The organism is Rheinheimera soli, from assembly GCF_031457405.1.
In the GTDB taxonomy this organism is placed as follows: Bacteria; Pseudomonadota; Gammaproteobacteria; order Enterobacterales; family Alteromonadaceae; genus Pararheinheimera; species Pararheinheimera soli_A.
This window is the reverse complement of record NZ_JAVDWR010000007.1, coordinates 52,236-67,129: the sequence shown is the minus strand read 5'-3', so window position 1 is coordinate 67,129 and position 14,894 is coordinate 52,236. Positions and strand designations below refer to the sequence as shown.

The 14,894-nt window shown below is 45.9% G+C and carries 13 protein-coding genes; 12 read left to right on the top strand and 1 reads right to left on the bottom strand.

Going from position 1 to position 14,894, the window contains the following annotated elements; genetic code table 11:
• Positions 1-245: 245 nt before the first annotated feature.
• Positions 246-1,910 carry an asparagine synthase B gene (gene asnB, locus J2W69_RS11795; protein WP_310278561.1) on the bottom strand — a complete coding sequence of 555 codons (1,665 nt, stop codon included), beginning with the start codon at positions 1,908-1,910 and terminating at the stop codon, positions 246-248.
• A gap of 168 nt (positions 1,911-2,078) precedes the next feature.
• Between asnB and J2W69_RS11790 the strand changes: the two genes are divergently transcribed.
• The 12 genes from J2W69_RS11790 (at position 2,079) to cas6e (ending at position 14,869) form a co-directional block, all read left to right on the top strand.
• A complete protein-coding gene (locus J2W69_RS11790; RefSeq protein WP_310278558.1) occupies positions 2,079-2,906 on the top strand; it encodes a DUF3025 domain-containing protein in 828 nt (275 codons plus the stop codon).
• A 26-nt stretch (positions 2,907-2,932) separates the two neighbouring features.
• The gene (locus tag J2W69_RS11785; protein ID WP_310278555.1) at positions 2,933-3,733 is read left to right on the top strand and encodes an ATP-binding cassette domain-containing protein; all 801 of its coding nucleotides are present in this window, start codon (positions 2,933-2,935) and stop codon (positions 3,731-3,733) included.
• Positions 3,734-4,936 carry an ABC transporter permease gene (locus J2W69_RS11780; RefSeq protein WP_310278553.1) on the top strand — a complete coding sequence of 401 codons (1,203 nt, stop codon included), beginning with the start codon at positions 3,734-3,736 and terminating at the stop codon, positions 4,934-4,936.
• A gap of 155 nt (positions 4,937-5,091) precedes the next feature.
• Positions 5,092-5,841 carry an NUDIX hydrolase gene (locus tag J2W69_RS11775; protein ID WP_310278549.1) on the top strand — a complete coding sequence of 250 codons (750 nt, stop codon included), beginning with the start codon at positions 5,092-5,094 and terminating at the stop codon, positions 5,839-5,841.
• Between the two features lie 103 nt (positions 5,842-5,944).
• Entirely contained in the window at positions 5,945-6,157 is a 213-nt protein-coding gene (locus tag J2W69_RS11770; protein WP_310278547.1) for a hypothetical protein, read from the top strand.
• A 285-nt stretch (positions 6,158-6,442) separates the two neighbouring features.
• Positions 6,443-7,282: a BrxR family helix-turn-helix transcriptional regulator gene (locus J2W69_RS11765; RefSeq protein WP_310278544.1), complete on the top strand. Its 840-nt coding sequence runs from the start codon at positions 6,443-6,445 to the stop codon at positions 7,280-7,282.
• Positions 7,283-7,506: 224 nt separating this feature from the next.
• Positions 7,507-10,170 (top strand): CRISPR-associated helicase/endonuclease Cas3, encoded by a 2,664-nt coding sequence (gene cas3, locus J2W69_RS11760; protein WP_310278541.1) that lies wholly within the window; start codon positions 7,507-7,509, stop codon positions 10,168-10,170.
• A 335-nt stretch (positions 10,171-10,505) separates the two neighbouring features.
• The gene (gene casA / locus J2W69_RS11755; protein ID WP_310278538.1) at positions 10,506-12,032 is read left to right on the top strand and encodes a type I-E CRISPR-associated protein Cse1/CasA; all 1,527 of its coding nucleotides are present in this window, start codon (positions 10,506-10,508) and stop codon (positions 12,030-12,032) included.
• Positions 12,022-12,504 carry a type I-E CRISPR-associated protein Cse2/CasB gene (gene casB, locus J2W69_RS11750; RefSeq protein WP_310278535.1) on the top strand — a complete coding sequence of 161 codons (483 nt, stop codon included), beginning with the start codon at positions 12,022-12,024 and terminating at the stop codon, positions 12,502-12,504. The genes casA and casB overlap by 11 nt, the downstream gene beginning before the upstream one ends.
• Positions 12,505-12,516: 12 nt before the next feature.
• Positions 12,517-13,608, top strand: a complete 1,092-nt coding sequence (gene cas7e / locus J2W69_RS11745) for a type I-E CRISPR-associated protein Cas7/Cse4/CasC (protein WP_310278532.1) — start codon at positions 12,517-12,519, stop codon at positions 13,606-13,608.
• Between the two features lie 5 nt (positions 13,609-13,613).
• Positions 13,614-14,273 carry a type I-E CRISPR-associated protein Cas5/CasD gene (gene cas5e, locus J2W69_RS11740; RefSeq protein ID WP_310278530.1) on the top strand — a complete coding sequence of 220 codons (660 nt, stop codon included), beginning with the start codon at positions 13,614-13,616 and terminating at the stop codon, positions 14,271-14,273.
• Positions 14,270-14,869, top strand: a complete 600-nt coding sequence (gene cas6e / locus J2W69_RS11735; RefSeq protein WP_310278528.1) for a type I-E CRISPR-associated protein Cas6/Cse3/CasE — start codon at positions 14,270-14,272, stop codon at positions 14,867-14,869. Before cas5e ends, cas6e begins: the two co-directional genes overlap by 4 nt.
• Positions 14,870-14,894 lie beyond the last annotated feature (25 nt).

Below are 14,894 nucleotides of genomic sequence, written 5' to 3'. Positions count from 1 at the left end.
CCCGATAAAAACGCTTTATTCGCCGAAAAAAAACACAATAACCTGAAGATTGGCAGTAGGGGCGGGGCTTGTCCCCGCCCGTCTCGAATAAAACACAATTGCTATCTGGGGCTTGTCCCGGCCCTTCCATCTATACCTTAGTATTTTACGAATGATACCGTGGTGTCATTAGGCGGGTGGGGCCGTAGGGGCTGCGGCTTGTCCCCGCCCTTCATCCACCCCTACAGTTTTGAACGCAGGGTATTTTAATAACCTTGTTCGTGAACGTCACGCACTGCACGACCGGAAGGGTCTGTCATTTGTGCCATTTTTGCATCCCAGGCCAAAGCTTCAGGGGTGGAACAGGCCACCGACTTACCACCAGGTACACAGGATATTGCGCCTGTGTGTGGGAAATGCTCTTCAAAGATCACTCTATAGAAATAAGCTTCTTTGCTGTCTGGTGTATTCACCGGGAAGCGGAAAGCTGCAGTCGCCATTTGCTGATCCGTCACTTCTTTTTCAGCATGAGCTTTTAAGCTGTCAATCCAGCTATAGCCAACGCCGTCTGAGAACTGCTCTTTCTGACGCCATAAAATGTCGTGCGGCAATAAGCCATCAAAGGCCTGACGCAAAATATGTTTTTCCATTTTGCCTTTGCCACACATTTTGGCTTCAGGATTTAAGCGCATGGCCACGTCCATAAACTCTTTGTCGAGGAAAGGAACACGAGCTTCAATACCCCAGGCCGACATGGCTTTGTTGGCGCGGTTGCAGTCGAACATATGCAAACGGTCAAGCTTACGTAAGGTTTCTTCGTGGAACTCTTTGGCGTTTGGCGCTTTGTGGAAATACAAATAACCACCAAAAATCTCATCTGAGCCTTCGCCCGACAACACCATTTTAATACCCATGGCTTTGATTTTACGCGCCATTAAGTACATAGGGGTTGAAGCACGAATAGTGGTGACGTCATAAGTTTCCAGGAAATAAATCACGTCACGCAGTGAATCTAAGCCTTCCTGCACAGTAAACAGCACTTCATGGTGCACTGTGCCAATGCTGTCGGCCACTTTACGGGCTGCCACCAAATCGGGCGAACCCGCTAAACCTACCGCAAAAGAGTGCAGGCGAGGCCACCAGGCTTCGGACTGACCATCATCTTCTACACGACTACGGGCAAATTGCTGAGTAATAGCAGAAATTAATGATGAATCCAGACCACCAGATAACAACACGCCATAAGGCACGTCAGACATTAAATGGCTTTTTACGCTTTGCTCTAAAGCGGCCCGTAATTCGCCCAAATCAGCCGGGTTGTCTTTGACTGCATCAAAACTCTGCCAGTCGCGCTGATAATACTGCACCAGTTTGCCTACTTTACTGTCAAAGTAATGGCCTGGCGGAAATTCCTGCATTTGTTTACATACTGGCACTAAAGCTTTTAATTCAGACGCCACATACAGCTGACCATGTTCGTCGTAACCGTAATACAGCGGAATAATGCCAATATGGTCACGGGCAATCAGGTAACGGTTTTGCTCTGCGTCATACAGAATAAAAGCAAACATACCCTGCAGCTGATCGATAAAATCAACGCCGTGTTGTAAATACAAAGGTAAAATTACTTCACAGTCTGATTTGGTCTGGAACTGATAGTCGACGTTTAAGTTTTTCTCTAAATTTTTGTGATTATAAATCTCACCATTCACTGCCAGAATGTGATTTCGATTTGGATTAATCAGGGGCTGGGCGCCATTTTCAGTATCTACAATAGCCAGACGTTCATGCACTAAAATAGCATGGTCGTTGTTCCATACGCCTGACCAGTCCGGTCCACGGTGACGTAATAATTTAGATAACTGTAGCGCCTGCTGGCGCAAGGCTTTAACATCAGTCTTGATGTCAAGCACCCCAAATATCGAACACATGATGAGTAACCTCTAAATAATTAATTAATCCAGCTTTTGGCAGTATGTACGTCTACACGTACCCCTTGAATTTGCCAGCTTACAGGAAAATTGCAAGAGGTTTTTTGCGCTTTTCACAGGTAATGCAGGTCGTAAGTTTTCACAGCAACAACGAGTTTTTTCTTATTCATGCAAAAAAACAGCGTAAATCCCCGATTTGTAGCGCCAACTGAATGGCAACCTGAGCTGTTTTTGCAGCCCGGGCTCTTCAGCGCTTTGGCTGCCACTTTTCCTTTAGCTGAGCAAAGGCATTTTCCATCGCCAGAGCAACTGACTCAATGGTTACATCAGCGCACACCATTACAGGACTGGTGTTTTGTCGAGAGTTCTGTACTGGATGCGGATGGCCGTTATTACGAAGACTTTATTTACCAAAGCCGGCAAATTCCGGTGCGCCTCAATAACTGGCATGACTTGTTTGGTGCTTTGATCTGGTGTTTGTTTCCTAAAAGTAAGCAGCAGATGAATCAGCTGCATATGGAACAAATTCAGCAATTTGGCAGCAAAGAGCGCACAAAAGTGCGGCATAAACTCACCTTGCTGGATGAATGTGGTGTGATTATGTGCATCAAACCTTCGCAGCGGTTTTTGCTGGATTTATTACGTAATCATCAATGGACTGAAGCTTTTTATCAGCATAAAGAGCTGTGGACAGAGCTAAACCCACTCATTTTTGGTCATGCCAACTATGAAATGGCCACTAAGCCTTTTATTGGTTTAACCGCAAAATTATGCTGTATTGAAGTGCCAGAAGGCTTGACCTGCACAAACACAGAAGGTTACGATTTTGTTGATGATTTATTAGCGGCTCAGCTTGTGAATGCCGACTTGCTGCTTGATAATCAACAGCTTAGTCCACTGCCATTATTGGGAGTGCCGGGCTGGCATCAACAGGCCCAGGATCTGGATTTTTATGCAGATACCAGTTACTTCAGACCAAAACGCCACACCACTTAACACAAGAACAACACAGGGAACTCTCGATGATTAAAATCGACGCGCTGGCTAAATCTTTTGCCATCAGCCGCGGCCAGAAGCTGTCAGACAGCGAAAAACAGGATGTGCGCTACAGCAAAGAAGCCTTTCATTCAGTACGAAATGTCAGTTTTGATTGTGGCTCTGGCGAAGTCTTAGGTTTATTAGGCCCCAATGGTGCGGGCAAAACCACCACCTTACGCATCTTATCAACCGCCTTGCAGCCGGATTCAGGTTCAGTGTTGATTGAGGGGGTGGATGTATTAAAACACCCTGTGCAGGCGCGTAAAAAAATTGGCTTTTTATCCAGCAGCACAGGTTTGTATGGCCGCTTAACTGCTTATGAAAACATTGCCTATTTTGCCCGTTTGCATGGCATGAGCGAAGCTGCGCTAAAACAGCGCATCGACGAGTTGTTCACCTTGCTGAATATGCACGACTTTGCCAATAGGAAAGCCGATGCCATGTCGACCGGTATGAAACAAAAAACTGCTATAGCCCGCGCTGTGGTGCATTCGCCCAAAGTAGTGATTCTGGATGAACCTACTACTGGTCTGGATATTATGACGACTCAGACGGTGCTGGATTTTATCCGCTCGTTAAAACAGCAGGGCACACCGGTCATTTTTTCGACCCACCATTTGGATGAAGTGGCCTCTTTGTGTGATCGCGTTGTGGTGATTGATAAAGGCATCAGCGCTTTTTCCGACAGTTTTGACGCCTTTAAGGCATTGAGTGCCGATGGGGATTTACGTCAGTCCTTTATGACGGTGATTCATGCGACAGCAAGTAACAGGGAGCAAAACTAAATGTGGCAAGTGTATTTTAAAGAACTGACTGAGTTGGTTCGTGATAAAAAAACCATGTTTTTCATCATATTGCTGCCGATCCTCGTCTTCCCTGTGCTGTTCGGCATTATGGGATTAGTGGTGGCGAATGTGGCCAAACAAGCCGAAGCCGAAGAACACCGCTACGTGATTATCAATGCAGATAAGGCGCCTGAACTGACAGAAGCCTTGTTTTATCACAAGAATTTTAAAAAGGTAGAGTCTGATCTAACCGATCCTGAAGCGCTGAAACAAGCCATACGCGATAACCAATTTGATCTGGCGATTATCATTGCCGACGACTTTAGTGCCGATGCAACGAACCTGACGCAAAGCCAATGGAAAGTAATTTATAACATGTCGTCTCAGCTTGATATGATTGATAAATATTTCAATGAGTTACTGCGTGACTACAGCAAAAAACTGCAACTGGCCAAACTGGATTCTTTAGGGGTAACAGCGGAAAAAGTAGATGCCTTATTACAGCCGGTGAAGCTGGAAAAAGTAAATACAGCTGAAAGTCGTGAAGATTTAGGCGAAAAAATAGGCGGATTAATTGCTTATATCCTGATCCCTTTGTGTTTAGCGGGTTGTTCATACCCGGCTATTGATATTGGTGCTGGTGAAAAAGAACGCGGTACTTTAGAAACCTTATTGATATGCCCGATCAGCAGAACCTCTATTGTGTTAGGTAAGTTTCTGACTGTACTGACCACAGGCCTTGCCACAGCACTTATTACAGTCACCAGCTTTGGCGGCTGGGGTTATGTCATTGGCTCTTTGATGGGCGTGGATATAGTGGCTAAAACTATGGCTACTTTAGGTGTGGCTGACTTGCTGCTGATTCTGATGATGCTTATTCCGTTGTCGGCTATTTTTGCGTCCTTGCTGCTGTCGTTATCTATTTATGCCCGCAGCTTTAAAGAAGCACAAAACTACATCGGCCCTTTAAGCATGATTGTGTTTATGCCGTTAATTGTGGCTTTAATGCCAGGTGTTGAACTGACCTGGGGCATGGCGATGTTGCCTGTGGCCAACGTGGCGTTGGCGATTAAAGAGCTGATCAAAGGCACTATAGATGTCGGTATGCTGCTGGCCATTTTTGGCTCTACAGTGGTGATAGCTGCAGCTTTGCTGGCCTTTTGTGTCAGTTGGTTCCAGAAAGAAAAAGTATTGTTCAGATAAAATGTTCGGGCATGTTCGCTGCCTGAATAATGAAACTGCGGTACAGATGGACGGGCAGGGGCAAGCCCAGCCCCTACACACCCGCTGATTAAATGCAGGGGCGTCGTTTATCGGCGCCCGTCTTGTTTTTAAACCTGTTTAGTGTGTCTTTCCAAATGAAATTATTTGATGCAATAGTAAATCCCTACAACGGCTGCTACATAGGGCCGGAACAACTGCCAGATACTGTGGCCGAATTTGCCGGTCGTTTAGCTGCATCGGTCGATGCCTGGCATCAGCGCTATGCGCTGATCTGGCTGGAGATACCGGCTTGCCGCGCCGAATTGATTTCTGTGGCGCTGGAGCTGGGTTTCACTTTTCATCACTGCACACCAGAAAAATTAATGTTAAGTAAAAAACTACAGGCCGACAGTTATTTACCTTCAGCCGCTACCCACAGCATAGGAGTGGGCGCTGTAGTGTTATCTGCTTCAGGCAAAGTGTTGCTGGTGCAGGAAAAACCTTTGGAAGGCCGAAGCCCGTCTTATTTCAAATTACCAGGCGGTATGGTGGATGCGAAAGAGTATCTGGTGGACGCAGTCATTCGCGAAGTGCTGGAAGAAACTGGTGTTGCAGCAAGCTTTGATAGTTTTTTAGGCTTACGCCATCATCATCAGGGCCAGTTTGGCGCTTCTAACTTGTATATGGTGTGCCGTTTAAGTGCCGAAGAAACAGAACCCACACCAGAGCCGGGTGAAATTCTGCAGGCCCGCTGGTTTGACTGCGCTGATTATCTGGCCGACCCAAACGCCAGCCATTACAACAAGTTGCTGGTACAAACAGCGATATCGGGTGCCCGGTTATACAGCCACAAAGTGCCGGGTTATATGAAAGGGCCTGATGATTATGAGATTTTTACGGGGTAGGTTTAAGTTTAAAGCCGTTTGGTTCAAAGGGCATATTAAACAATAGTTGAGCTATAGTGATCTAAGCATTAGGCTATCAGAGTAAAGACAGTGGAGCAGGAAGATGTTAAGTATCCAAATCGACAATCCAGAGCTGGAAGCTGAATTAAAACAGGCATATGGCAGTAATCCGCAGTCTGTAGTCAAAGCTTTTGCGGAGTTTGTGCAGGCCAGAAGGTTAGCCGATGATATTCAAATTTCAGTGACAGAGTTGGAGCAGGGCCTGGCACTCAAATCCTCTGACGTGTTTAAATCCATTCGTGCAAGGTATGAGTAAACTACAACTCGTTTTTTCCCCACGCGCAAAAGAGCGTTTGTTACAAATTGCTGAATATCTCTCAGGGCAGGGATTGCCAGATCCTTTAGTCAGATTTTAATTAAGCCTCCAAACAACAGGTTAAAGCTTAGAGCTTTTCAAGCGCAGGATAGATGTCCTTATCCTGGGTTCAGTTCGCTAAACCCGTCGAATTCGACGGCTTTAAACTCAAATTCAAACAAAGCCATTGTCGATGCTGTTGCTGTTCAGTTATGGTAGTGCTAAAGCAAAATTCAGGGACAGAAAGTGCTTAGCATTAATCAGGACAAAAGATTGTGGTTTATTGAGCTGATCGCCTGGTGGGAAGGCCGCATCAGCGCCAGTCACTTAATGCGCCAGTTTGGTATCAGCCGCACTCAGGCGCAAAAAGATATTCTTTATTACCAACAGCTGTTACCCGGCAACCTGCTTTACCACGCCAGCCACAAAGGTTTTCTGCCACAAGCTAATTTTCAACACGCCTATAGTTCCGGTGACGTAGTGGAATACCTGAACTGGATCAGCCATCAGGACGCCATCGCCGACGTAAGCACAGCTTTGCCATACACTACTTTGTCATTGCCCAAGCGCCAGGTCAGCGCCGACATTATCCGGGTATTGGTCACTGCCATCCGGCAAAAACGACGGGTAGATGTGGATTATGTGTCGGTCAGCAACCCCGACCGCCAGGGCCGCATTATAGTGCCCCATCATTTTGTCAGCGCTGGCTTACGTTGGCATTTGCGGGCTTACTGCGAAAAATCTAAAGGCTTTCGCGACTTTGTCTTAAGCCGCTTTCGTGGCGTACCTGAGTTAATGGGCAAAACCAACATCAGCGCTGATCAAGACAGCGGTTGGATCACTGAACTGTATTTAGAGTTCCAACCCGACCCCCGCCTCAAACCTGCCCAACAAGAAGTTTTAGCCCACGACTACCAAATGCAAAACGGCAAACTCCTTATCCACAGCCGCGCCTGTTTAGCCCAATACGTGCTGCAGGAAATGCAGGTCAATATCCGCGACATCGACATCAGCCCCGAAGCCCAGCAACTGGTTTTAGTGAACCTGAACCACATAAAACCATGGTTATTTGAAGAAAAATCATAAACTTACCCACAACCTGCACACTTAGTTTACAGGTGTTTTTGTACAGTGTTGTTAAATCAGGGAGAGAGGGTAGAGTGGTAGAGCGACATTTATACAGTGAACTGCAGCTAACTATGGCGAATTCGCCACAATTAGATGTAGTTGCAAGCATATAGAAGAAGGTACTGAGGCAATGAATAATTCGGGGTTAAAGCACTATTGTTTGAGCCAAGGGAGTAGCAGTAATGACTGATACAACAACCGCAGGCTACTTCGGTTACTGGGGCAAAGCCAAAAAAGACCCTGAACACCCCGGGCCGGATTATCATTTACTGGCGTACCATAGTTTGGATGTGGCGGCGGTAGCAGCATACTGGTGGGATCATAGCCCTGCGTTAAGGCATTTGTTTTGCCGGAACCAAAAGCTGGATGAGGAAAAAGTAAGAGCCTGGCTGCTGTTCTTTATCGCGCTTCATGATCTAGGAAAATTTGATATTCGTTTTCAGTGCAAAGTGCCGCAGGTATGGCTTGTACTAAATCCTGAAGACCGACATGAGAGAATGCCAACCGCTTATGATTGTAAAGAGTATGACCATGGTTTAGCTGGGCTTTATTGGTTTGACAGTGATTATCAGACTGATGCAATTGATGACCCTTTTTCGCTTGGCTCTACACATCCACTTGAATCCTGGTTGCCGTGGATGGAAGCCGTTTGCGGCCATCATGGTTCTGTTGTTCATACAGATAAACTGGATTCGCATCGTTACCGCCTGCCTGTTGAATTGCATTCTTTTAGCCTGCGGGATCGCGCTGCCCGAAGTGCCTGGATAGCTGCGCTCGAAACACTTTTTCTTCAACCTGCCGGCTTAACGACGCAAAATTCACCACCTGATTGCTCATTACTATTAGCAGGTTTTTGTTCGATATCGGATTGGTTGGGTTCATGGTTAAGTGATGACACTTTTCTTTTTCAACCGACAGCCGCAAATGATGAAAGTGGACTTATGCATTATTTTGAGCAGCGTTATCAGAATGATGCAGCAAAGGTTATTAAACGTAGCGGTTTAACAGGGCAGGTAAAACCCAATGCCAATGTAGAAGCGCTGCTGGATAGCGGCCACCAGCCAAGACAACTACAAGTATTGGTGGATTCTTTACCATTAACAGCCGGTTTAACTATCGTTGAGGCACCTACGGGTTCGGGTAAAACGGAAACGGCATTAGCTTATGCCTGGAAGCTAGTCGAACAGAATATGGCTGATAGTATTATTTTTGCTTTACCCACTCAGGCGACAGCTAATGCGATGCTGCAGCGTATTGAAACCTTAGCACCTAAACTTTTTGATAACCCCAATCTGGTGCTGGCACATGCAAACTCTCGCTTTAATCAGGCCTTTAAAGACATTAAAGAACGAGGTGGAAATGGGCAAGGGGAGAATGCCTTAAGCCAGTGTGTTAAATGGCTGAGTCAGAGTAAAAAGCGGGTATTTCTTGGGCAGATTGGTGTTTGTACCATTGATCAGGTGCTGGTGTCAGTTTTACCTTTGCGCCATCGTTTTGTTCGCGGCTTTGGTGCCGGGCGCAGTGTACTTATTGTTGATGAAGTGCATGCCTATGATCGTTATATGTATGGCTTGCTGGAAGCGGTATTACAAGATCAGGCAAAAGCCGGTAGCCCAGCCATTTTGCTGTCGGCCACTTTACCCCAGCAGCAAAAAAAGCAATTGCTGGCCAGTTATTCATCTACGTTACCCACAAAATTTTCATCTACTGCAGAGCTGACGCCTTATCCGCAAGTGTCATGGATATCAGGTTTAAACTTCCGGCAATTTGATCTGGAAGATTACCCGCAGCAACAACCGCCGCAATTTAATTTGTATCTCGAACCTCGCTACAGTGTTGATGCTGTTCCTGATGATGAATTGCTGACGCAGCTGTTATCGGCGGCAAAGCAAGGTGCTCAGGTTTGTCTGATTTGCAACTTAGTAGACGTTGCTCAAAAATCTTATCAGAAGCTAAAAGCAGCTGCAGGTACGATTGAAATTCAACTTTTTCATGCTCGTTTCTCGTTACTGGACCGCCAGGTAAAAGAAAATCTGGCATTAGCCTGTTTTGGTAAAGAAGGCGACCGTAGCCGTGGGCGGATCTTGGTGGCGACACAGGTAGTTGAACAATCTCTTGATGTTGATTTTGATTGGGTAGTTACACAGATTTGCCCGGTAGATCTTCTGTTTCAACGTTTAGGGCGTTTACATCGTCACCAAAGATCATCGCGCCCGGTTGGGTTTGTAAAACCTAAAGCGACGGTGTTGCTTCCCCGCGCGGAAGGCTACGGCATCATTGGCAAAATTTATAGCCATACCCGCGTAATGTGGCGCACACAACAAGCTATTGAAGCACTTGGCGAGCAACCACTGGTATTTCCCGAAGCTTACAGAAGTTGGATAGAGCCCATTTACTGTGATGACGTAACAGCACCGGAGCCAGATTGGGTTAGTCAGGGTATGGAAATGTTCGAAAATGAAGATTTCACAAAAAAGATTAAAGCCCGACAAATGCGGCAATGGGCAGAAAATATCAGCCTGTATGACAGTGAAGTAAATGAACGGGCTGTTACCCGTGATGGATCAATGAGTATCCCGCTAATTCCTTTTGTGGGTACAGTTGCTGGCAGGCAGTTACTGGATGGTCATATTCACGAACAACTTGGTGAGTATCAGCAACAAGAAACTCTAGCATTGAATCAGATAAATGTGCCGAATAGCTGGAAAGGTAAAATTAAAGTGCTGCCAGATGAATACGGGCGCTACTGGATAGAAGGTAGGTTACATAACGGGGGGTGGCGTTGTAATTCTGAAACGTTTCAGTATGGCGTTGAGGTGGGGATGGTATATACCAGCCCCACCTAATCCCAAAAGTTTTTGGGAACATCGATGTTTGCCTGCATTCGAATTCAAAATGGAGGTTTATCCCCGTACTCACGGGGAGCAGTGGAGAGTATACAGTCTGATTTGTTTAAATCAAAGTTTTTACGTATTCATAATGGCTTGATCTATTTTATATCCGCCCCTATACTGCCTAACATATGAACGATGTGAGGTTGGTATAATGACGAATTTTGCAAAGTATTTGAGGGTTGTTGTTCGAACGGTGAATGATATTACACCTCAAGGCATTATTTTTATTGCACTTTTAGTCATGTTGGTGCTGGCTTTAAAGATATAAGTTTAAAGGAGATTGTTGTATGGATTTATTGCAGAGTAAATGGATACCTGTTCGCCCGCTAAATGGCGGCGCCCCACAAGCTATTACGCTGGAACAACTGTTATGCAGCAATGAGCACTGGTTACTTAGCCTGCCACGTGACGATATGGAACTGGCGGCATTACAGTTACTGATCTGTCTGGTACAGGTTAGCTGGATACCTGAAGATGAACATGCGCTGCAAGGTTATGTAACCAAACCGCTAACTATAGATGCTTTCAGGCAGGGTATTGCCAATTGGCGAGATACCTTTTGTCTGGATCACCCTGAATACCCGTTTATGCAGGTTAAAGGCGTTGATGCCAAAGAGCCGACAGGTATGGATAAGTTATTAGCGGGATTAACAGGCGCGACCAACTGTACTTTTATCAATGAACCGGGGCAGGGTGATGCGTTATGTGGCGGTTGCACCGCGATAGCGTTATTTAACCAGGCAAACAATGCCCCCAGTTTTGGCGGTGGCTTCAAAAGTGGTCTGCGTGGAGGCTCACCAGTAACAACGCTGGTACAGGCGGTGGATGCGCGTTTTACTGATTTACGTACGACAATTTGGCTGAATGTACTAACACGCCCGAGCCTTGTGACGTTGATGTGCGATGAATTGCAATTGTCGCAACTGCCGACCTGGCAGCAACCTATAGTCGCGGGCGCTTCAATAGCGGCGGCCAATATCGGTTTAGTGCGTGGATTGTTTTGGCAGCCAGACCATATTGAACTGTGTCCGGCTATAGTTGCAGGCCAATGCTCAGGCTGTGGTCAGCATGCAGATAAACGTTATAGCGGCTTTTTTAAAGCCAAGTTTAATTTCACTGTCAATGGCACCTGGCCACACCCGCATTCGCCACGTTTATTTCAGGTTAAAAAAGGCGAGACACAGGAGAAGTTCCTTGCTTTTACCACTTCAGCACCTTCATGGACACAACTCAGCCGCGTATTAGTAAGGTTACAACCGGAAAAAGGCGATGCGCAGTTGCCTGCAGCTGTGGTTACTCAATGCGCCAAAATTTTCCGACATGCAAAAACACAGTTGATTGTAGGTGGATACCGCAATAATCAGGCATCTATTCTGGAGCGCCGCCACGAAGTAATGGCTATAAATCAAGGGTGGCAGAATTCCCCCGAGATTATCGAAGCCGTAGTGCAAATTGGCCTTAACTATAAAACGGCCTTAAGAAAAGCCCTTTATACCTTCGTTGAGGGTATTAAAACCTCTGAAATTAAAGGTGCTGGTATTGCAGTACATGAAGTGGCTGAGCGGCAATATTACCGGCAGAGTGAATTACTTATTCCCGACTTACTGGCAACGCTCAACTTTGCTGAGCCAATAGCGAAAATTGATGCATTACGTATTCAATTACATCAGTTATGTACTGAGCTATTTGAGCAAGTAACTGCGCCTTATCACCACCATCCTAAACTCGTGAGGGCAGTTGCAGTGGCAAGACAAAGTTTGCGCAAACATCTTTCTGATTTAAAACAACTGCAAGGAGGCCAAAATGCCGCTTGATGCATTAGCGCTCTACCACGCCTGGAATGCACTGGACAATGCTGCCAGTGCTCAGCTAAGACGTGTCTCAGAGCCAGATGAGTTAAAAGATATTCCCGCTTTTTATCGTTTGGTACAACCTTTTGGTTGGCCTGAACCAAAAATGCAGCGTGCTTTGTTGCGGATGGTGTTTTGTTTAAGCGCTGGCAAAAACGTTATTCAACATACGGATAAATCTGAAAAGCACCCGAACGGTATTAGCCTGGGCAAAGCATTAGCCGAGAGCGGAAAAATTAATGAGCGGCGTGTTTATCAGTTACTGCGGGCGGAATGGCCGAATGACATGGTTCAGTTACGCAGGTTATTAACACATGCAGAACCTAAATTGTACTGGCCTTTGCTAGCAGAGCAACTGGCATGGTGGAACCAGCAGTCCCGTCGTGAGTTGTTAGAAAATTTTGTACTTGCCTTACCATCAAAGAAAAACACATAAGGATATTTGATTATGAACAACTTTATTAATTTTCATGTGCTTATTTCTCATAGTCCAGCATGTTTAAACCGGGACGATATGAATATGCAAAAGGATGCTGTATTTGGTGGTAAACGCCGGGTGCGTATTTCAAGCCAAAGCCTGAAAAGAGCATTTCGCAAAAGCGACTATTATGCTGCAAACATTGGTGATGCCAGTATTCGAACCATTAATTTATCAGCGTTACGTGAGCAACTGCAGCAAGCATTAGGTAATAAATACAGTGTTGAACTAATGGATCGTACATTGACCCTGCTGACTGGAAAAACGTTAGATAGTAGTGAAAAAACAACAGGAGATGCCGTTACTCCCTGGGTTGTTGGTGAGTTTGACTGGTTTTGCGACAAAGTATCTAAGGCTGATGCTGAGGGAATAGATGAAAAAAAGCTAACGAAAGAACTGAAAAATGATTTGGCAGCTATGCGTGAAAGTTTGCAACAAGGCGTTGATGTAGCGTTAAGTGGTCGAATGGCTACTAGCGGCATGTTGAGTGAGTTAGGGAAAGTAGATGGCGCTATGTCTATTGCACATGCCATCACGACGCATACAGTTGATTCCGATATTGATTGGTTTACAGCAGTAGATGATCTGCAGGAACTTGGATCTGCCCATCTGGGGACGCAAGAATTTTCGGCGGGTGTGTTTTATCGCTATGCCAGTTTAAATTTGGCGCAACTGCAAGAAAATTTGGGGGGAGTTGACCGCAGTAAAGCGCTGGAAGTTGCAGCACACCTGGCGCACCTGTTGGCCACTGAAACACCGAATGCCAAGCAACGTACCTTTGCTGCCTTTAACCCTGCAGATTTAGTGATGGTGAATTTTTCAGATGTGCCGGTATCTTTGGCCAATGCTTTTGAAGCACCGGTAAAAGCAAAACAAGAAGGCTACCTGAAACCTTCCGTTGAAGCATTTACTGCTTATTGGGATCGGGTAGCGAAAGGGTATGGTCTATCAGGTGCAGCAGCTCAATTCTCATTAGTCGACGTTTCGACACCAGACGAAGTGAAAACAAAAGCATCACTAAATGAGTTAAAAAGTTGGATTAAAAATAATGGCGAGGGCTAATAAAAATGAAGCCTTATCTGATATTGCGCTTGTCTGGCCCGATGCAGGCATGGGGCCAACCGACATTTGAAGGCACACGGCCAACGGGAAGTTTTCCTACCCGCAGTGGCTTGCTGGGGTTAATGGGGGCTTGTTTAGGGATACGACGAAACGACAAAACAGCACTGCAAAATCTTGCTGACAGTGTGCGTTTTGCAGTGCGTTGCGATAGCCACGCTGTTGAAGGTCGGGAAATACCTACAGTGAAATTGACCGACTATCACACTGTGCAACATGCTAGGGAGGATTATCGTGGTTTAAAAAGCCACGATACCATTCAAACCTGGCGGGAATATCTGTGCGATGCTCATTTCACAGTAGTGGTTTGGTGTACTGAAAATAGTGTTTATACATTGCAGAAGTTAACTAACGCGGTGCAAAAGCCTTATTTCACGCCTTACCTCGGACGCCGCAGCTGCCCTATTACTTGCCCGCTGTATTTAGCAAACTGTGAAGCTACTGATCCTAAACAAGCGTTAGCTCAGTTTGAAGGTCGGGGAGTCATTTATAGTGAAGAAGCTATCAGTGCGGACAATCGGCGCTACCGGGTACGGGATGAGCCTATTGTTGCATTACCGCGTCAATTTGCTGCCAGAGATTGGTTTGTGCTCCAGGGAGGTGCATGATGTTTTTGAGTAAAGTATGGATTGATTGGAATTGGGTTAAAGATCCTTATCAGTTGCACAGAGCGTTGTGGCAACTTTTTCCTGATAGCCAGTCTGATGAACGGGATTTTCAGTTTCGTGTGGAAGATGTGCAGCGGGGAAAGGGGGCTTTTGCGTTACTTTTATCTGCTAAACAACCCATTACTGCTCCCGTGGCTGAGGTGATTGCAAGCAAATTGATGCCTCAGAGTATACCTGTAGGAGCAAGGTTACGTTTTCGACTGCGGGCAAACCCGATAAAAACTATAAAAGACGATAAACGACTTGATAAAAAGGGCGCGCCAAAGAGCGTCCGGGTGCCATTAATTAATGAACAAGAGCAATTGCTATGGTTAGTAAGAAAACTTGCGGGAGTTGCTGAGCTGGAAACTGCTCTCGTAATGCCTGAGCCTGCTCTATATTTTCACAAACAGGACATGGACGGAAAAATCCAGACTGTATGTTTTGAAGGCGTGTTGAAAGTGCTTGATGAAGCGGCCTTAATTACATTACTCAAGCAAGGGATTGGGCCTGCCAAGGCCATGGGCTGTGGATTATTATCTTTGGCTGCGGCCTGATGTTACTGCGGGGGGTTAGAAAACA